Below are 18924 nucleotides of genomic sequence, written 5' to 3' on the forward strand. Positions count from 1 at the left end.
GATGGCCCGCGGGGCGCGAGGTCACGCGCTGCGCTGGCCACCCTGCGCGGCGCTCGAGCAGGGCGGCGCGGGGGCGGAGCGCCGAGAGGTGATGGGCGTGAGGTGGAGAGCGCGCGGCCAGGACGGCCGCGCGATGATCAGAAGTTCAGGTTGGCCGAGAGGAGGAAGGTGCGGCCTGCCTGCGGCATCCTGGTCGCCGTGAACTGGGGCGAGATGGGGGCCTCGTACTCCCAGTCGGCGACGTTGTAGACGCCCATGTTGTAGCGGAGGCCGGCCACGTCCGCCTGGCCGGAGAGGACGACGTCCCAGATCACCGCGGGATCGGTCTCCGTCAGGGTCTTGTCGAGGCGCGACGACTCGACGGTGAGGCGCGTCGACAGCATCAGGGCCTTTCCGAACAGCGGCACGGTCCCCTTGACGGCGGCCATGTGCTCCGGCGAGTTGGGCACCTTCTTGAGCACCTCGTCGACGTCTCCTTTATCGAGGTACCGCGCCCGTGAATAGGAGTAGGAGAGAGAGGCCATCCAGCCCTGGCGCCACTCGCGGCGCAGCTCGGCCTCCGCGCCCATCACGAGGATCGGCTCCTTGGTGTTGTCGTACCTCCCGTGCTCTTCTGCCGTGAACGAGCCGGTCTGCGCGATCATGTCGGTCATGTAGTTCACGTACCCCGCGCCGAGCAAGGAGAGCGTGGACGAGAGCCGGTGCGTGAACTCGACCTCTCCCGAGAGCACGCTCTCGGGACCGATCCGCTCTTCATCCGTATCCTCCGGATTGAACCCCGGGTCAAAGTAGCTCGAGGGCACCGTCAGGAAGAGCTCGTAGATGGGCGGAGCGCGGAACGCGCGGCCGCCGGTGACCTTCAGGTTGCCCCCTTCGTAGGGCTTGACGACGAGCGCGATACGCGGGCTGATACCGGAGTTGAAGCTGAGCTTGTCCTTCCCGTAGTTGTAGTAATCGATACGAGCGCCCGCGGAGACGCGGACGCGGTCGGACGGGACGAAGTCGACAACGCCGTAGCCGGCGAGGATCTGGTAAGGATGCGAGTCGAACAGATCCTCGTTGTCGGGATCGAGGCCGCCGACGGGCAGGATGAGCTCGTCGATGCACGGAGTAACACCGCACCGGTTCTCCTCGATGCGCTGCCTGCCGAGCAGGTGTATCTGGCCCTCGGCGCCGACGGTGACCTTCAGCTCGCGGAGCGGTGAGACCTCGAAGCGCTGATCCGCGAGCAGCCACGTGTCCTGGTACTGCTCGACGTCATGGGTCGTCTCGGTCCCGGCGTCGACCAGCCACAGCGTGTCATCGTAGAGCTGCATGTCGACGCCCACGCGGGTCGTCATCGAGAAGCTATCGGAGAACCGCGGCGAGAACGTGAGCTCGGCGAACCCGCGCCTGTCGCGGTAAAACGTCCTGTCGTCGCCGACCATGGTGTAGTTGGCGCCGCTCGGGAGCGCCTTCTTGCGCTCGTTGTAGGACACCTGCGCAGAGAGGGACTTGTACCAGAGCCGCCCCTGCACCGTCCCGACATTGAAGTGGTCCGCGTCGCGGGAGTTGGCATCCCTGTTCTTCCACTTGTCCTCGAGTCCGGCCGGGATCGGCAGGTAGTAGTCTCGCCCTTGACCGTGGCCGCCGGCGACCGACAGCCACATGCCGGAGTCGCGCCCGAAGGGCACCTGCACCTGGGCGCGGCCCCGGATGAAGCCGTGCTGCGCCGCGCCCACGCCGACGCCCGCGCCGAACGACGTCGGGCGGCCCTTGGTCACGATGTTGATGACGCCGACGAACGCGCCCGTACCGTAGAGCAGCGAGCCGGGGCCACGGACGACCTCGATCCGCTCGACGTCCTCCAGGTCGGTGCGCGCCGCTTGATCGGCGAACGCGAGGCCGTCCCACGTGTCGTTGATCGAGTGCCCGTTGAGCAGAACGAGCACGCGGTTGCTGTAGTCGCCGGGGATGCTGATCCCGCGGATGCCGACCCAGGAGTAGGTGCCGTCGTACGTCGTGTAGACGCCGCGCATGCCCCTCAAGGCCTCTGCGACGGTCGGATACCCCATCGCGCGGAGCTCCTGGCCCGAGATGATCGTGACCGAGCCGGGCGCGTCCTCGACGGCCTCCGCCGTACGCGACGCGGCCTCGACCTCCTCGAGCTGCCGGAGGGAAATGTCGATTCGGGTCTGCTGTCCAGCCACCACGTTGGCTGACTGCTCGACGGGGCGGAAGCCGCGCAGTGAGACGCGCACGCGGCGCTGGCCGCTCTGCACGTTGAGGACCGCGGGCGTGAAGCCCATCGGCTTTCCGTCGACCTCGACGAGCGCGTCGCGCTCGTCCGCGTTGACGACGAGGCTGCCGGTGAGCGGGTTGAGCCGGTAACGCGCGGTCACCGTGCTCGCGGCCGCCACGTTCACGTCCTGCTCCGACGGCTGATAACCCTCCTGCGCAAGGTAGAGGCGGTGCCTGCCGGGAGGCAGCGTGAGATCGCACGGCGCGGTGCACGCGGGAGGGCCGCTCGCGTCGTTGACCCGCACGACGGTGCCCGCCGTCTCACCGACCACGCGCACCGTGCCGACGATGCGCTTCAGCTTGACCGCGACGTTCGTTTGCTCGCCGATCTTCGCCTCGACGTTCTCGACCTCCGCCGGCTCATACCCCTCGAGGTCGACGATGATCTTGTGCTTGCCGGGCTGGAAGCCGAGGAGGCGGGGCGTGCTGCCGCGGCCGCCGAGATCGCGGCGGTTGATGTACACCGTCGCTCCCGGCGGATCCGTCGTCACGTTGATGACGGCGACGTTGGGCCGGATGCGCGCGAGCGCCTCCTCGATGGCCGGCCTGCGCGCGGCGTTGGGCTCGAGATCGAGCGCCTGAACATAGTAGCGAAATGCGTCTGGATACTCCTGGAGAGCCTCGTAAGTTCGGGCGATGTTGAAGATGACGTTTCGGTTCGGGACGAGCCGGTTCGACACCAGGAAGTGCTCCAGGGCGCCTCGGTAGTCACGCGCCGAATAGCGCTCCGTGGCGATCCTGAAGTGCAGATCGGCCTCATCGGCCAGATCATCCGCCCAGGCAGGCCGACCGGAGAATGTGAGGAGTGCTACGAGTATGAGTAGGAGTGCGGAGCGACGAAAGCTCATCTTTCGATCTCGATTCCCAACGGTCGAAGTGGAGCGCAAAGCGCCGTCCGCCGGGTCCAGCCGTCACGCAAAGACCCGGCGAGCTTGGGACGAAACAGCCGCATTGCCGGGTCAGCTTACCGTAAGCCGTCAGCCGATCCAACCTGTTCGCACAGGCGGCCGAGGACCTCACGCCCGCGTGGACGCCGCTGTGTAGGCTCCCTGCGCGGAGCGCATGACAGAGTGAGCAGAGCCCGGGGCGGCGCGCGGTCCGGGCTCGGCGCCCCGCAGGAGACGCGGTCAGGCAAGCGCTCGAGCTCGGCGCCCCGGTGCCGGGCTGCGCGCGAGCCCGAGGGAGCCCGAGGGAGATGGAGCGCTGGTCACGCGCTGGTCAGGCCCGTCGCCAAGGTGAACAAGGGCGCTGCATCGCTGCGCTGACGCGCAGGAGTCCGCCGGGCTCGCGCGGCGCGCGAACCGCTCAGCCACCCAGCGCCCGGCGCGCTGTCCTCCGCCGCCTCCGCCGCCTCCGCCGCCTCGTCTGCGAGGCCGGGCCGGCGGCTCAATTGTGCCTCCAGCGGGTCAGCCGCTCCAGGAGCACGATGGACACCGCCACGCCGATCAGGAGGAGCGTTGAAATCGCGAACAGGTCGGTCCGCACGCCGCGCATCTGAGATTGGTAGACGTAGAGCGGGAGCGTGACCGAGCGTGGGCCGGACGTGAAGAAGCTGATCACGAAGTCGTTGAGCGACAGCGTGAACGCCAGCATGGCGCCCCCCACGATCGCAGGCCACAGGAGGGGGAGCGTGACCCTCCGGAAGTGGATCCAGGGCGACGCATAGAGGTCCATCGCGGCCTCGCTCAGCGTCGGCCCGATGGCGATGAGCCGACTGCGGACGATGAGCGTCACGAACGCGATCTCGAACGTCACATGACCGATGATCATCGTCGTCATGCTGGGCTCGAACCACTGGTCCACCACGCGGCGCAGCACGTTGAACGCCATGACCAGCACCGCCGCGAACGTGATGTCGGGAGCGACCGCCGGGATGTCGACGATCGACTCGAGCACGCGACTCACGGAGCTCGGCCACGGAAAGTGCATCCCCAGGGCGAGCAGCGTCCCGAGGACCGTCGCGATGAGCGTGGAGGCGCCGCCGAGCACCAGGGTGTTCACGGCGACCTCGCGGATCTCCAGCGCACGCCGGTTGGTCTCGGGATCGGCGAAGAGATCGAGGTACCAGCGAACCGAGAAGCCGGTCCAGAGCAGGCCCCGCTCCGCGGCGTTGAACGAGTAGACGGCGACCGCGAAGAGCGGCAGGTAGAGGAGCGCGAAGCCGAAGAAGGCGGCGATCGTCGTCAGCGCGCGCCAGAGGCCCCGGCCGAGCTTCACAGGATCTCCACGGAGCGCCCATTCCGGCGGTAGAGGGACACTCCGCCCAGCGTCAGAACGATGAGCACCAGGCTGAGCGCCGCGCCGTAAGGGATGTTCCGCCCCGGGCCGAACTGGTGCTGGATGAGGTTCCCAATCAGCCAGTGCTTCGCGCCGCCGAGCATGTCGCTCACCACGAAGACGCTCATCGCTGGGACGTACGTGAGGAGGACTGCGACGCTGAGGCCGGGGAGGGTCTGCGGCAGGATCGCCGCGAGGAAGATGCGCAGCCGCGACGCATAGAGATCCTGCGCGGCCTCGACGAGCGACCAGTCGAGACGATCGATGCTCGTGTAGAGGGGGACCACCGCGAACGGGAGGGAGGCCGCGACGAGGCCGATCGTGACCGCCGTCCAGCTGGGATAGACGTCGCGGCCCGGGTCGATCCACCCGAGCCAGGCGGCGAGCTTGGCAGGCAGGAGCTGCGCCGACAGCAGGAGCTTCCAGCTGAACGTGCGGATCACGAGGTTCGTGCAGAGCGGGACGATGATGAGCGCGAGCCAGAAGAACCGCCGGCTCCGCGAGCCGCGAGCGATGAAGAAGGCCATCGGATACGCGAGCATCACGGAGGCGGTCGTCACGACCAGCGCGAGGACGATGCTCCTGATGAGGATGCGCGCGTTCTCGCCGGACGCGGAGCCGAAGATGCGCTCGAACGACTCGAACGACAGCTCCCAGAGCAGGGCGCCGTCCGCGTCGCGCTTGAGGAACGACACGACGAGGAGCGCCAGGCTCGGCAAGAGGAGGAACACGGACAGCCAGGAGACGCCGCCCGCGATGAGCAGCGACCCCCGCGCGAGGAGCCTGCGCCGCGTCGTCAGCTGGCCATACCAGACCGTGGGCTCAGTCACTGAGCACCTCGAGCCGCTCGGCGGGCAGGGCGAGCCAGACCGAGGAGCCGGGCTTGAGCCGCGAGCGGGGGCTGAGCTGCACGCGCAGCGGCCCGGGCTCGATGATGAGCTCCACGTGATCGCCGCGGTAGAAGCTCTCCTTCACCACGCCGCGCACGCCGTTCTCCGCCGGCTCGTTCTCGCAGAGCTCGATCCACTCGGGGTGGATCGCGAGCGTGCCGTACTCCCACTGAGGCTTGGTCTGCACCCGCAGCGCGCCCACCGTCGTGAAGACGAGCGTGGCGCCGACGCGCTGCGCAGAGATGAGGTTGGCCGCGCCGAAGAACTCGGCGGCGAAGCGGCTCTGCGGCCGCTCGTACACCTCGGCCGTCGCCCCTTGCTGCTCGATGCGGCCCTTGTTCATCAGCACGATGCGGTCCGAGACGGTCATCGCCTCGTCCTGATCGTGCGTGACGAGCACGAACGTCTTCCCGAGCGCGCGCTGGAGCCGGCGCAGGTCGAGCTGGACCTCGGCGCGCAGCTTCGCGTCGAGCGCCGACATCGGCTCGTCGAGCAGCAGCACCTCAGGCTCGTTGACGACCGCGCGCGCGAGCGCGACTCGCTGCTTCTGGCCGCCCGAGATCTGGTGCGGATACCGCTCCGCGAGGTCATCGAGCTTCAGCATCGAGAGGCTCGAACGCACGCGCTCGCGCACCTCGGCATCAGGGAAGCTGCGCGACCTCAGGCCGAAGGCCACGTTCTCGAACACGGTCAGATGCGGGAACAGCGCGTAGTTCTGGAACACGGTGTTCACCGGCCTGCGGTTCGCCGGCAGGTGGTCAACCGCCCTGCCCGCGAGGCGGATTTGCCCCCGATCCGCGCGATCGAGCCCCGCGATGATGCGGAGCAGCGTCGTCTTGCCGCAGCCGGAAGGCCCGAGGAGCGTGACGAACTCGCCGGCCTCCGCCGTGAACGACACGTCGTTCAGTATCTGTGTCTTACCGAAGCTCTTGCTGACGTTCTCTACAACGAGGCTGCATCCCGGGTTGCGCTCGGCCACGCTCTCGGTCAGGGGCGCCATGCTGCGCTGCCCCGGCGACGAGAAGAAGTCTCTCAACCTCTGGATCACCCCAGCAAACCCTTTGCGCGTGGCGCTTTCCGAACCGCTTCCGAAGCCTCGGAGCGTACTACGCAGACCATGATGCCCTCCCGTTGTCAACTGGGTGCGCGCCGGGCTGACCGGCTGAGCGGCGCGCGCCCGGCCGGGCTCTTTTCGCTCGCAGGCGGCGTACGCTACCGCCCTTCCCCTGGGCGTGCCACCTTTCTGCCGATCCTGCTCGCGGTGCGCTCCAGCGCCGCGCAGGGTTTGCGCGTCGCTGGAGCGCGCCCAATGCGCTCGGAGCGCGCTCCCCCTGCGCGTTCCGGCGCGCTTCGCCGCGCGTCGGGCGCGCGTTCCCCACGCGTTCGCCGCGCGTTCTCAACGCGCTGCCCACGCGCTGCCCACGCGTTCCCCACGCGCTGCTTGCCACCGCTCGGCGCCGGTGATTTCTTGGTCCCACGCATGGGCCTGAGGAACGCGAGACCCGAGTTTGGAGGCACGCGTCGCTTCCAGGTCGTTCGCGTCGTGGGCCGCGGCGGGATGGGGGTTGTCTACGAGGCCTTCGATCGCGAGCGGAAGGGGCGGGTCGCGCTCAAGATCCTCCGGAATCTGAGCGCCGACGCGCGCCTCCGGTTCAAGAACGAGTTCCGCGCGCTCCAGGACATCCAGCACCCGAACCTGGTCAGCCTCGGCGAGCTTCACGAGGAAGAAGGGCAGCTCTTCTTCACGATGGAGCTCATCCGCGGCGTCGACTTCGTGGTCCACGTGCGGCTCCACGAGGAGGGCGACGCCGGGCCGAGGGGCGAGCCCGCGGGCGTCGGGCGCCGCTCCACCCTGCCGTCGAGCCCCATGTGGTCTGCGGTGCAGGGCCCTGCCTCGGAGCCACAGCCCCGGATCAAGCGCCCCTTTCACGAGGCCCGCCTCCGCTCGGCCCTGGCGCAGCTCGCCCAGGGGCTCGCGGCGGTGCATGCGGCTTACAAGGTTCACCGCGATATCAAGCCTTCCAACGTGCTCGTGACCGCGGAAGAGCGGGTGGTCCTCCTCGACTTCGGCTTCGTCGCCGACGCGAGCGGCACAACGCGCGAGCAGGCCGTCGTCGGAACGCTCCATTACATGGCGCCCGAGCAGGCCGAGGCCAAGGCGGCCGGGCCCGAGGCCGACATCTACAGCGTCGGGGTCATGCTTTACCTTGCGCTGACCGGCGTCTACCCGTTCCAGACGGCGCCCAAGGCGGCGCTCGACATGATGCGGCGGGCGGAGCCTCCGCCGCCGAGCCGGCTCGTCGAGGACATGCCCCCCGACATCGACGAGCTCTGCGTGGACATGCTCCGCATCGATCCGGCCGCCAGGCCGACGGCGCGCGACGTGCTGCGCCGGCTTCAGGTGCAGGAGCTCATCGAGGAGCCGCCCGTCCTCTCGCAGCGCATCGGCTTCGTCGGCCGGCGCAGCGAGCTCGCCGCGCTCGAGGGCGCGTTCGCGGAGGCGAAGCTCGGGCGCGCGGTCACGCGGTTCATCGAGGGCGAGTCGGGCGTCGGCAAGAGCGCGCTCCTGCGCCGGTTCCTGGAGCGCATCGATAAGGAGGCGCTCGTGCTCGCGGGGCGCTGCTACGAGCGCGAGGCGGTCCCCTACAAGGCGGTGGACGAGCTCATCGACGGGCTGAGCCGGCACCTCGTGCGCCGCCCCCCCGAGCAGGTCAAGGCGCTCCTGCCGCCCAACGCGGGCCTGCTCGGCACCGTGTTCCCGGTGCTCCGCACGGTCCCCGCGATCACGGAGGCGCGCGCGCGGCGCAAGGCGATCGACCCGCCCGAGATCCGCGCGCTCGTCTTCGCCGCGCTGCGGGAGCTGCTCGGCCGGCTCGCGGCCGAGCGGCCGCTCGTGCTCGCGATCGACGATCTCCAGTGGGCGGACGCCGACAGCGTCGCGTTGCTCTCGGAGGTGATGCGCCCGTGGACCGAGGCCGATTTCATCGCCGCGAGCAGGCCCGGCTCGTTCGCCGGCCTCGATGGGCCCGTGTCGTCGGGCGCGCTGGTGGACCCCTCGCGCCCGCGCGCGATGATGCTCGTGGCCACGGTGCGGACCGCCTCGGAGACCGCGCCGCCCGTCTCGCGGCAGCTCGGGGTGCCGATCGACTCGCTCGGGCACATCATCCTCCACCGCCTGTCGCTCGCGGAGGCGCAGGAGCTCTGCGCGCTCCTCCTCCGGGGCGCCCCGGTCGGCCGCCCGCTCAGCATCGAGGCGATCGCGCAGGAGGCCGGCGGCCACCCGCTGTTCATCGACGCGCTCCTGCGCCACCGGATGATGTCCCCGGACACCGACGGCGGCCCGGTGCGCCTCGACGACGTCCTCTGGGCGCGGATCAGCCGGCTCGACCCGCGGGCGCGCCAGCTGCTCGAGCTCGTCGTGTGCGCCGGCGCGCCGGTGCTGACGTCGGTGGCCGCGCACGCCATGGCGGCGGACTTCGGGGAGCTCACGCGGGTGCTCTCGGCGCTGCGCGCGGCGAACCTCGTGCGGACCGGCGGCTCGGGTCAGGACGAGTTCCTCGAGCCGTTCCACAACCGCATCCGGGAGACGGTGGCGAGCCGGCTCGACGAGCAGGCGGCGCGCAGCTGGCACGGCCGGCTCGCGCTGGCGCTGGAGGCCTCGGGGCGCGCCGAGCTCGAGGCGCTGGCCGAGCACTGGCGCGCCGCCGGCGATCCCGAGCGCGCCGCCGGCTACGCCGTGCGCGCCGGCGAGCATGCCGAGGCCGCGTTCGCGTTCGACCACGCGGCGCGCCTCTACCGCATGGCGATCGACCTCCACCTGCCCGGCGGGGCGGAGCGGCGGGTCGTGCTCGCCAAGCTCGGCGACGCCCTGAGCAGCGCGGGCCGCGGCGCCAAGGCGGCGGAGGCCTACATGGCCGCGAGCGACGGCGCACCGGAGTCCGAGGCGATCGATCTCGGCCGCCGGGCCGCGGAGAACCTGCTCCGCGCCGGTTACGTCGACGCCGGCATGGCGGGCCTGCGCTCGGTGCTCGGCGCGGTCGGCATGCAGGTGCCGAAGACGCCGGAGCTCGCTGTCGCGTCGCTGATGCTGCGGCGCGCGCAGGTGCGCCTGCGCGGGCTCAACTTCGTCGAGCGCCCCGCCGACGAGGTCTCGCCCGAGGACCTCATGCGCATCGACGTGTGCTGGTCGGCGGCGATGGGGCTCGCCATCGTCGACCCCACGCGCGGCGCCGACTTCCAGGCGCGCAACCTCCTCCTGTCGCTCAAGGCGGGCGAGCCGTACCGCGTGACGCGCGCGCTCGCCTTCGAGGCGACCTACCTCGCGATCGACGGCGGCCCGTCCGCGTCCCGCGTCGCCGATCTGCTCTCCACCGCGAGCGCGATCGCGGCGCGCATCGGCAGGCCTCACGCGCTCGGCCTCGTCGGGTTCGTCGGCGGCGTCACGGCGACGCTGTTCGGCCGCTGGCAGCAGGGCGTGGCCGATCTCGACCGTGCGGACACCATCTTTCGCGAGCGCTGCACCGGCGTCACGTGGGAGCGGAGCTGGGCGCACACCTTCTCGGCCTGGGCGCTCTGGTACGGCGGCGAGACGCGCGAGTTCATGCGCCGGGTCCCGATGTACCTGCAGGCGGCCGACGAGCGCGGTGACCGCTACCTCGCCACGAGCCTGCGCTCCTCGCAGAGCAACGCCTACTGGCTCGTCGGCGACGACCCCGACTCCGCGCTGCGCCAGGCGCAGGACGCCATCCGGAGCTGGTCCAAGGCGGGCTTCCAGCTGCAGAGCTATTTCGATCTCGTCGCCCGCGCGCACATCGGCCTTTACCGGGGCGAGGGCGAGGCCACCTACCGCCTCTTCGCGGAGCAGCGGGCGGGCCTCGAGAGCTCGCTCGTCCTGCGCATCCAGGCCGTGCGCATCATCATCACCCACCTCCGGGCCTGCGCCGCGCTGGCCGCCGCCGCCGCGTCCACGCCGGCCGACGCGGAGCCGCTGTACGAGGAGGCGACGCGCGCCGCCCGCAAGATCGACGCGGAGCACATGCCCTGGGCCGACCCGCTCGCGGCCGCGGTGCGCGCCGCGATCGCCGCGGCCCGCGGCGAGGCGGAGGTGGCCGTCCAGCAGCTCGCCGACGCGGCGCGCGGCTTCGAGGCCGCCGGCATGGCCCTCTACGCCGCGGCGGCGCGGCGCCGCCACGGCGAGCTGGTGAAGGGCGACGAGGGCCGCGCCGCCGTCGAGGCGGCGAACGGCTGGATGCACGAGCAGGGCATCGTCAGCCCGGACCGCATGACCGCGATGCTCCTCCCTGGCTTCTAGAGCGGGCTCACCCGCTTCTAGAGCGGGCTCACCCGCTTCGGATACGGGCCCATCTCGGCGTTTTCGGCGCGGAAGCGTACAAGAGTACGCTTCCGCGCCGAAAACGCCGAGCTGGACCCGTCTCCTGTGCGGGTGAGCTCCGGCGACGGTAGGGGGAAGGGGAAAAAGGGGAGGGCGGAGCCGGCGGGCGCGCCTCAGGGCTTCACGCGCAGGACGGCCGTGCCCTTCGCCTTGCCGTAGAGCTGCTTGATCTCGATCTTGTACTCGCCGGGGGACGACGCGCTGAACTCGACGGGGGAGGCGCTCTGCGGCTTGCCGGTGGGCAGATCGCGCAGCACGCGCTCGATGATGATCTTCCCGGAGGGGGAGCGGATCTTGATGTTGAACGGCGGGGTCGCCTCGTCGTAGGCGCGGAACACGAGGCGCACGGTGTCTCCAACCGAGACCGGGGTGGTCTGGCTGATCGTCTCGATGTCCCCTTCGTTCTCAACGGTATCGGCCACGCGTCGCTCGTCCCGTGAGGTGCCTCACCGCGGTCCCTCGGCGCTCATTGTAGTCGCGTCCGGCGGAGATTCGCGAATTTGGAGCGCACGGCCGGCTGGCGCCGCCCGCCGGAGGAGGCCGACCGGGGGCCGCCTCCTCCGGGGAGCTCAGGCCTTCGACCATCGCAGGCGCGGCTGGCGCGCGGCGCGGGCCTCGTCGAGGCGGCCGACCACCGTGCCGTGGGGCGCTTGCTTCACGACCTCCGGCGTCTCCTGCGCCTCCTTGAGGATGCTGAGCATCGCGGCCACGAACTCGTCGAGCGTCTCGCGGGTCTCCGTCTCCGTCGGCTCGATCATCAGGGCGCCGGGCACGACCAGCGGGAAGTAGACCGTGGGCGCGTGGAAGCCGTAGTCGAGCAGCCGCTTGGCCACGTCGAGCGTCTTGACCCCGGTCTCCTTCTCCAGCTGGCTGTCGGAGAGCACCACCTCGTGCATGCACGGCTGCGGCACCGGCGCGAGGTAGTGGTCCTTCAGCTTGGCCCACAGGTAGCGCGCGTTGAGCACGGCGAGGCTGCTCGCCGCCGTGAGGCCGTCGCCGCCCATCTCGCGGATGTACGTGTACGCCCGGATGAACATGCCGAAGTTGCCCGTGAAGGCCCGGAGCCGCCCGACGCTCTGGGGCCGGTCGCGGTCCCACGCGAACGCGTCGCCGCGCCGCACGAGGACGGGCGAGGGCTGGAACGGCTCCAGGTGCTTCTTGAAGCAGACCGGCCCTGAGCCGGGGCCGCCGCCGCCGTGCGGGGTCGTGAACGTCTTGTGCAGGTTGATGTGGATGACGTCCATGCCGACGTCGCCCGGGCGCGCGTGCCCCATGATCGCGTTCGTGTTCGCGCCGTCCCCGTACACGAGCCCGCCCTTGTCGTGGATGAGCTTGATGATCGCCGGCAGGTGCGTCTCGTAGGCCCCGAGGGTGTTCGGGTTCGTGATCATCAGCCCGCAGACGTCGCCGTCCGACCCCTCGCGCTCGATCGCGGCGAGGACCTGCTCGGGGTGGGTGATGCCGTCGGCGGTCTTCTCGATCCGGACGGCCACGAGCCCGTTGAGCGCGCAGCTCGCCGGGTTCGTGCCGTGGGCGCTCTCCGGGATGAACACCTTCCTCGGCGAGCGCCCCTTCGACTCGTGGAACGCCCGCATCATCATCAGCCCGGCGAGCTCGCCCTGCGCGCCCGCCGACGGCTGCAGCGAGCAGCCGTCCATCCCGCTGACCTCGCAGAGCGCCTCCTGCAGGCGCCACATCACCTCGAGCGATCCCTGGCTGAGCTCGTCGGGCGTCATCGGGTGCAGCTTCGCGAATCCGGGGATGCGCGCGGCCCACTCGTTGATCTTCGGGTTGTACTTCATCGTGCACGACCCGAGCGGGTACATCTGCCCGTCGATGCAGAAGTTCCACTGCGAGAGCCGGATGAAGTGCCGGAAGGCCTCCGGCTCGCTCACCTCCGGCAGGCCGGCTGGCTCCTTGCGGGCGAGCGCGCCGTAGTGGGCGGCGGGCTCGACCTCGGGCACGTCGAGCGGGGGGAGCGACGCGCCGGTCCTGCCCGGCGTGCCACGCTCGAAGATGGGGGGTTCACGGAACTGGATGCCTCGAGGCTGCGGTTGGGTCATCGGGGGCTGTTATGTCAGAGGCCGGGGGGCTCGGCAGGTGCTTCGTCGGAAGGAGAGGCGGGCGGCTCGGGCGCGCCTTCCTCCTGGTTCGCGCTGTCCCAGTCGCCGCCGCCCATGTCAGAGGCGCCGGAGCCCCCGATCGACTTCAGATCCGGGAGCATGTTGCGCTGCTTGACCGCTTCCCAGGGCTCGCCGACCTCGTCCTTGTTGCGGCCGATCTCGCCCGTCAGCCGGTCGTCGACGTTCTCGCCCTCCGGCCGCGTGTACTTGAAGTACCCCCGGCCTTCCTTGGTCGCGCTCTGCCCGATCGCGCCGATGGTGTGCTCGGTCCACGTGAACTTGATGAGGTCGCCTGTCACCGTCCCGTGCAGCACGCCCCAGCGATCCTTGACGGGACGGAGCCAGCGTCCCTCGATGGCGTCGTTGTCCTGCACGAGGTGCAGGTAGCCGTAGAGCTCGCTGTAATAGACCCCCGTCCAGTCGCCGCCTTCGGGCATGTCACCAGCTTGCACCTTGGCCGTCTTGGGCGCGGGATTCGAGCTGCAGCCAAGCGCCGTCGTCCCCATCAGGAGGGCACATGCGGCGCCGGCAATCCAAAGCCGTCGCGATACGTTCATGGCGGCGGAGCCTAGCACAGCACCTACCCGCACCCATACCCCCGCCATGCGCGCCATGCGTCTCCGACGTCGCGCGGGGGCGCGAGCGGAGGTGGGGAGCGGGGAACGGGGGGTGAAAGCGTGCGCGCTACGTCACGGACGTGGACTTGCCTCCCTCCTGCAATGACGTGTGCCACCTGCGCGCCAGAAGGAGGAGCGTAACGTACCGTTCGGCGCGTGCGCGACTGCGTCAATTTTCCGCTTCCACCTCTTTGTGGGGCCCGGAGCGCTGGTAAGCTTCCTGGCATGATGAAGTCCTTTGTCTGCAACCGAGGTTTTGTAATTCCCGGTAGAATCGCTCTCTTCACCAGCGTCCTCGCCCTCGCGGCCTGCGAAGGGCAGCTCGGCAACCTCGACGGCACCTCTCCCACCAGCGGCAGCGGCTCCTCCGGTTCCTCTGGCTCCGGTGGCTACCGCCCCCCCGTCGGTGGGGGCTCCAAGCCGCTGCCGGCCGCCGCGTCGTGCGCTCCGGGGTCGAGCGGCTCCTCCGACGTCGCGGAGCCCCAGCTCCTCCTCCAGCTGTCCGACGACGACGAGAGCGCGTGGCTCGGGTCGCCGGTGGTCGCCGATCTCGACGGCGACGGCGAGCAGGAGATCCTGGTGACGCACAACGGCAACGTCGTCGTCTGGGGCCCCGACGGCGAGCAGAAGTGGCGGTACGACGAGTCGCGTCAGAACGGCCGCATCTGGGCGAGCCCGATCGTCGCGGACTTCCGCGGCGACGGGCAGCTCGAGGTGGTCTTCGCGGCGCGCACCACGATCTACATGCTCGACGCGAGCGGCCGGCTGGTGAGCGGCTGGCCCGTCACCTGGAACGACGAGATCCGCTCCCTCGCCGCGGGCGACATCGACGGCGACGGTCAGCTCGACGTCGTCGCCGCGAGCACCGACAGGTCCCCCGACTACTCCGACATCCTGATGGCCTTCCACGCGAGCGGCTCGCCGGTCCAGGGCTTCCCGCCGATCGAGAGCCAGACGATCGGCTGCGACGCGCGCCGCAGCGACGACGCCGAGTGCTGGATCGTGGGCGCCTACGACCAGAACCTGGCCATCGGCGATCTCGACGGCGATGGATCGCAGGACATCGTCTCGCCGATGGATAACTCCTATGCCGGGTTCTATCACGGCACGGGAGAGGCCTTCGACGCGAATCCCATGTTCGAGGGCCGCCCGAAGACGCCGGGCGTGCGGTACATGCACGATCTCGAGCTCGCGCAGCAGGGCTTCGGCGACAGCAGCGACCTGCAGGCCTATTTCAAGAACTCGGCCCCTGCGATCGCGGACGTCGACGGCGACGGCACGCCGGAGGTCATCATGCTCGGGGCGGCCGAGGACGTCGCCATGAATGACCAGTCCCAGGGCGTCGGCCTGTGGGTGGTCCGCAACGACGCGAGCCGCATCGAGGGCTGGGAGAGCCCGTTCTACGCGCCGGACTACCTGTCCGGCGGCGAGGATTTCGACGGCAACATCGTGGCCATGACGCAGCAGGTGACCGTGGCCGATCTCGACGCGACGCACGCCGGGCCCGAGATGATCTTCGCGGGCCTGGACGGGCAGATCCACGCGGTCTACGCCGACAAGACCGAGTTCTGGGCCGTCACCTACACCGACGACACGCAGGTGCTCACGGGCGGCGTCGTGGTCGGGGATCTGTCGGGCGACGGCATCCCCGAGATCGTGTTCAACACCTACTCGACCGACGAGGACAGGAGCCACCTCTTCGTCCTCGACGCCGGCGGCAGGATCCTCCACAAGATCCCGCTGCCGCGGCTCGGCGCGATGCCGGTGCCGACGCTGGCCGACGTGAACGGCGACGGGACGATCGAGATCGTCGTGTCGCTCCGCGAGATCGGGTGGGACGGGGCGGACCCGGAGCCGAACACGTACGTGTACACGGTGCCGGGATCGGCGACGAACTGCCTGCTCTGGCCGACCGCGCGCGGTAACTACTACCGAAACGGCTGGGTCCGCGCGGCGGACTGACGCGCTCCGGCGCCCGCTCGCGCGCCGGCGTGCCGGCGTAGGTAGAAGGAGCGCCGGCGCAGAAGGGCCGATCGCCGCGGCGGTCGGCCCTTCGCCTTCCTGGCCCGCCCTCGCGGTGCCCTCCCGGCAGGGGCCGGCGCGGCCCTCAGGCCGCGAGCGCCTCGCGGCAGGCGGCGATCGTCCGCTCGATGTCCTCTTCCGAGTGCGCCCCGCTCAGGAACGCCGCCTCGTACTGCGACGGAGGCCAGTAGACGCCTCGCGCGAGCATCGCCGCGTGGAAGGCGCTGAAGCGCTTCGTGTCGGACGTGGCGGCGTCGGTCCAGGAGCGGACCGGCCCCTTCGTGAAGAACAGCGTGATCATCGAGCCGACCCGCTGGACGCACGCGGCCACGCCGGCGCCCTCGGCGGCGGCCCGGAGGCCCGCCTCGAGGGACGCGCCGAGCTTCTCGAGCCGCTCGTAGAGGGCGGGCGTGAGGCGATCGAGCGTCGCGAGCCCCGCCGTGACCGCGAGCGGGTTGCCGCTGAGCGTGCCTGCCTGGTACACGGGGCCGAGCGGCGAGACGACGCGCATCACGTCGGCGCGGCCGCCGTAGGCCGCGAGGGGCATGCCGCCGCCGACGATCTTGCCGAGCGTCGTCAGGTCCGGCCGGAGGCCGAAGCGCTCCTGCGCGCCGCCGCGGGCGAGGCGGCAGCCGGTCATCACCTCGTCGAAGATCGAGAGCGCGCCGTGCTTGCGGCAGAGGTCGATCACGAGGGCGAGGAACCCGGGCTCCGGCGGGACGCAGCCCATGTTGCCGACCACGGGCTCGAGGATGACCGCGGCGATGTCGCCGCCGCGCGCGGCGAAGGCGGCCTCGAGGGCGGCCGGGTCGTTGAAGGGCAGGGACAGCGTGGTGCGGGCGATGCTCTCGGGGACGCCGGCGGAGTCGGGGGCGCCGAAGGTGGCGAGCCCGCTGCCCGCCTTGACGAGCAGGTGATCGGCGTGGCCGTGGTAGCAGCCCTCGAACTTGATGAGCGCGTCTCGGCGCGTGAAGCCGCGCGCGACGCGGATGGCGCTCATCGTGGCCTCGGTGCCGCTCGAGACGCAGCGGAGCATGTCGATGCTCGGGTAGAGCTCGCGGATCTTCTCGGCGAAGCGGACCTCGAGCTCGGTCGGCGCGCCGAACGAGAGGCCGCCCAGCGCGGCCTCGCGGACGGCCTCGATGACGGCGGGGTGCGCGTGGCCGAGGATGGCCGGCCCCCAGGAGCCGACATAGTCGATGTACTCGGCCCCGTCGGCGTCGAACAGCCGCGCGCCCTCCGCGCGGGCGATGAACAGGGGGTCGCCGCCGACGGCGCGGAAGGCGCGCACGGGGCTGTTCACGCCGCCCGGCAGGACGGCGGCGGCGCGGTCGAACAGGGCTTTGGAGGCGGGGGCCCGGTCCGCGCGGGCGGGCGGAGCGCTTGTGGCGTTCGTCATCGTGCTCCGGCCATAGCAGGGGAGAGGCGGGGGAGCGACGCGGATCGCGGGCGAGGGAGAAGGGCGCGCGGGGCGTCGCGGGTGCGGTGCGCGGGGCGTCGCGGGTGCGGTGCGCGGGGCGTCGCGGGTGCGGTGCGCGGGGCGTCGCGGGTGCGGTGCGCGGGGCGTCGTGGGTGCGGTGCGCGGCGCGGCGCTGTGTGCGGGGCGTGGAGGACGCGGGGCGTCGTATCGCGGATGCCGGGTGCGGGGGATCCCGGCGTTGCGGACGTCGCGATCGAGGTGTCGCGGGCGCTGGCGAGCCACACGAGCCTTTCCGGCGCGGTCGCGCTTGGCTATGGTGATCGTCTGGAGAGAGGGGCCGCGACCTGCGGCCGGGCTGCTCCTGGGGACCGCGGGCGCGGCTCCCCGAGCACCAGCATCTGGTGAGCCATGCGGATCTCCGAGGACCCCGGTCCGGGGCAACGTCTCGGGCGATATGAGCTTCTGCGCCTCATCGGCGAGGGCGGGATGGCGCAGGTCTGGGCTGCGCGCATGGAGGGCTCCCGCGGCTTTCACAAGGTCGTCGCGCTGAAGACGCTCATCCCGGCGCTCGCGCGTGATCCGCAGTTCCAGCGCATGTTCCTCGACGAGGCGAACCTCGCCTCGAAGATCCACCACCGCAACGTGGTCGAGATCCTCGACCTCGGCGACACGGACGGCGTGCTCTTCCTCGTGATGGAGTGGATCGACGGGCAGACGATGCAGCAGCTGCTCCGGCCGGGCCTGCGTCCGATGCCGCTCTCCCCGGCGATCGCCTCGCGCATCGTGGCCGACGCGGCGCACGGGCTGCACGCGGCGCACGACCTCCACGACGACCGCGGGGAGCCGCTCGGCATCGTGCACCGCGACGTCTGCCCGCAGAACATCCTCATCGATCGCGACGGCACGGTGAAGGTGGCCGATTTCGGGATCGTGAAGGCGTTCGAGCGCCTGGGCGACACGACGCAGACGGGCGAGATCAAGGGCAAGGGCGAGTACATGTCGCCGGAGCAGGCGCAGGGCCAGCCGGTCGATCGCCGCTCGGACATCTTCTCGCTCGGCGTGGTGCTCTTCGAGGCGGTGACGGGCGCGCTCCCGTTCCAGGTGCTGCACGACCTCGTGCTGCCGCAGACCGGGGTGCCGGAGCCGCCGCGGCCCACGTTGATCGCGCCGCATTGCCCGCGTGATCTGGAGGAGATCATCGTGAAGGCGCTCGCGCGCGATCCGCGGAAGCGCTTCCAGACGGCGGGCGAGATGGCGAGCGTGCTGGAGGACTTCCTCATGCGCAGGTCGGGCGTCGTGACGCCCGCGCACGTGGCGGAGCTCCTCCTGGAGCGCTGCGGGGAGAGCATGGAGGAGGAGCGGCAGCGCATCGCGGCCGCCGTCGCCCCGCAGCAGCGCGCGGGGTGGCGGCCGAAGCCGGGCGCGACGCTGTCCGCGGGGCCGTCCTCCGAGGGCCGGCGGAGCGCGCGGCCTGCGCCGCGGCGGGGGCTCGGCGGGCTGATGCGCGCCGGCGGCGACGCGCTGCGCCCGGTGGCGCTGCCCTGGCTCGTGGCCGCGGTGTCCACGGGGGTCGCGGTGGCGTCGCTCATGTTCGTCGCGCTCAGCCGGCCGAGGGATCAGCGGTCGCTCGTGGATCCGATCGCGGTGCAGATCGAGCCGAGCGCCGCGGTGGTGCGGCTGAACGGCGTGGTGCTCGGCGTGGGCAGCCAGGTCATCGCGCGGCCGATGCCGGGGGTGTCGCTCTCGGTGGACGTGCGATCGAGCGACGGCGTCTCGCAGACGGTGGAGATCACGTCGGAGTCCCCCGCGCGGATCCAGCTGAACCTGGCGCGCAAGGGCGAGGCCGGGACCGCGGCGCCGCCGGGCAGCAGGGGAGCGACGGCGCCGAGGTAGCGCGGGAGGG

11 protein-coding genes are annotated in these 18924 nt (G+C 70.9%); 3 read left to right on the forward strand and 8 right to left on the reverse strand.

The genetic code is table 11. The features are described from left to right. Positions 1-137: 137 nt before the first annotated feature. From WMF29_RS47995 to WMF29_RS48010, 4 genes are all read right to left on the reverse strand, one after another. On the reverse strand, positions 138-2960 hold the full coding sequence (locus WMF29_RS47995; RefSeq protein WP_437326717.1) for a TonB-dependent receptor domain-containing protein: 2823 nt from the start codon (positions 2958-2960) through the stop codon (positions 138-140). A 706-nt stretch (positions 2961-3666) separates the two neighbouring features. Beyond that, on the reverse strand, positions 3667-4497 hold the full coding sequence (locus WMF29_RS48000) for an ABC transporter permease (RefSeq protein ID WP_437326718.1): 831 nt from the start codon (positions 4495-4497) through the stop codon (positions 3667-3669). Continuing rightward, on the reverse strand, positions 4494-5387 hold the full coding sequence (locus WMF29_RS48005; RefSeq protein WP_437326719.1) for an ABC transporter permease: 894 nt from the start codon (positions 5385-5387) through the stop codon (positions 4494-4496). The genes WMF29_RS48000 and WMF29_RS48005 overlap by 4 nt, the downstream gene beginning before the upstream one ends. Next, positions 5380-6495: an ABC transporter ATP-binding protein gene (locus tag WMF29_RS48010; RefSeq protein WP_437326720.1), complete on the reverse strand. Its 1116-nt coding sequence runs from the start codon at positions 6493-6495 to the stop codon at positions 5380-5382. The genes WMF29_RS48005 and WMF29_RS48010 overlap by 8 nt, the downstream gene beginning before the upstream one ends. 432 nt (positions 6496-6927) lie before the next feature. On the opposite strand from WMF29_RS48010, the gene WMF29_RS48015 reads away from it, so the two are divergent. Then, positions 6928-10758, forward strand: a complete 3831-nt coding sequence (locus WMF29_RS48015) for a serine/threonine-protein kinase (RefSeq protein WP_437326721.1) — start codon at positions 6928-6930, stop codon at positions 10756-10758. Between the two features lie 194 nt (positions 10759-10952). Here WMF29_RS48015 and WMF29_RS48020 read toward each other — a convergent pair whose 3' ends face one another. The 3 genes from WMF29_RS48020 to WMF29_RS48030 form a co-directional block, all read right to left on the reverse strand. Beyond that, positions 10953-11261: a hypothetical protein gene (locus WMF29_RS48020; RefSeq protein ID WP_012241771.1), complete on the reverse strand. Its 309-nt coding sequence runs from the start codon at positions 11259-11261 to the stop codon at positions 10953-10955. A gap of 147 nt (positions 11262-11408) precedes the next feature. Beyond that, complete coding sequence (gene gcvPB, locus WMF29_RS48025; protein ID WP_012241772.1) at positions 11409-12902, reverse strand: aminomethyl-transferring glycine dehydrogenase subunit GcvPB; 1494 nt, start codon at positions 12900-12902, stop codon at positions 11409-11411. A 14-nt stretch (positions 12903-12916) separates the two neighbouring features. Further along, positions 12917-13519, reverse strand: coding sequence for a hypothetical protein (locus tag WMF29_RS48030; protein WP_437326722.1), 603 nt, complete (start codon positions 13517-13519; stop codon positions 12917-12919). 285 nt (positions 13520-13804) lie between these two features. On the opposite strand from WMF29_RS48030, the gene WMF29_RS48035 reads away from it, so the two are divergent. Continuing rightward, the gene (locus tag WMF29_RS48035; protein WP_437326723.1) at positions 13805-15541 is read left to right on the forward strand and encodes an FG-GAP repeat domain-containing protein; all 1737 of its coding nucleotides are present in this window, start codon (positions 13805-13807) and stop codon (positions 15539-15541) included. A 145-nt stretch (positions 15542-15686) separates the two neighbouring features. Here the strand turns inward: WMF29_RS48035 and hemL are convergent, their stop codons facing one another. Then, positions 15687-17000 (reverse strand): glutamate-1-semialdehyde 2,1-aminomutase, encoded by a 1314-nt coding sequence (gene hemL / locus WMF29_RS48040; RefSeq protein WP_437326724.1) that lies wholly within the window; start codon positions 16998-17000, stop codon positions 15687-15689. 429 nt (positions 17001-17429) lie between these two features. Between hemL and WMF29_RS48045 the strand changes: the two genes are divergently transcribed. After that, positions 17430-18914 carry a serine/threonine-protein kinase gene (locus tag WMF29_RS48045; RefSeq protein WP_437326725.1) on the forward strand — a complete coding sequence of 495 codons (1485 nt, stop codon included), beginning with the start codon at positions 17430-17432 and terminating at the stop codon, positions 18912-18914. Positions 18915-18924: the final 10 nt, after the last annotated feature.

Source organism: Sorangium sp. So ce381, assembly GCF_051473845.1.
GTDB classification, from domain to species: domain Bacteria; phylum Myxococcota_A; class Polyangia; order Polyangiales; family Polyangiaceae; genus Sorangium; species Sorangium atrum.

Bases quoted from the DNA above. Each gene is read 5' to 3' on its own strand.
- hemL (WP_437326724.1), bottom strand. From the start codon at position 17,000: ATGACGAACGCCACAAGCGCTCCGCCCGCCCGCGCGGACCGGGCCCCC.
- WMF29_RS48030 (WP_437326722.1), bottom strand. From the start codon at position 13,519: ATGAACGTATCGCGACGGCTTTGGATTGCCGGCGCCGCATGTGCCCTC.
- WMF29_RS48015 (WP_437326721.1), top strand. From the start codon at position 6,928: ATGGGCCTGAGGAACGCGAGACCCGAGTTTGGAGGCACGCGTCGCTTC.
- WMF29_RS48035 (WP_437326723.1), top strand. From the start codon at position 13,805: ATGATGAAGTCCTTTGTCTGCAACCGAGGTTTTGTAATTCCCGGTAGA.
- gcvPB (WP_012241772.1), bottom strand. From the start codon at position 12,902: ATGACCCAACCGCAGCCTCGAGGCATCCAGTTCCGTGAACCCCCCATC.
- WMF29_RS48045 (WP_437326725.1), top strand. From the start codon at position 17,430: ATGCGGATCTCCGAGGACCCCGGTCCGGGGCAACGTCTCGGGCGATAT.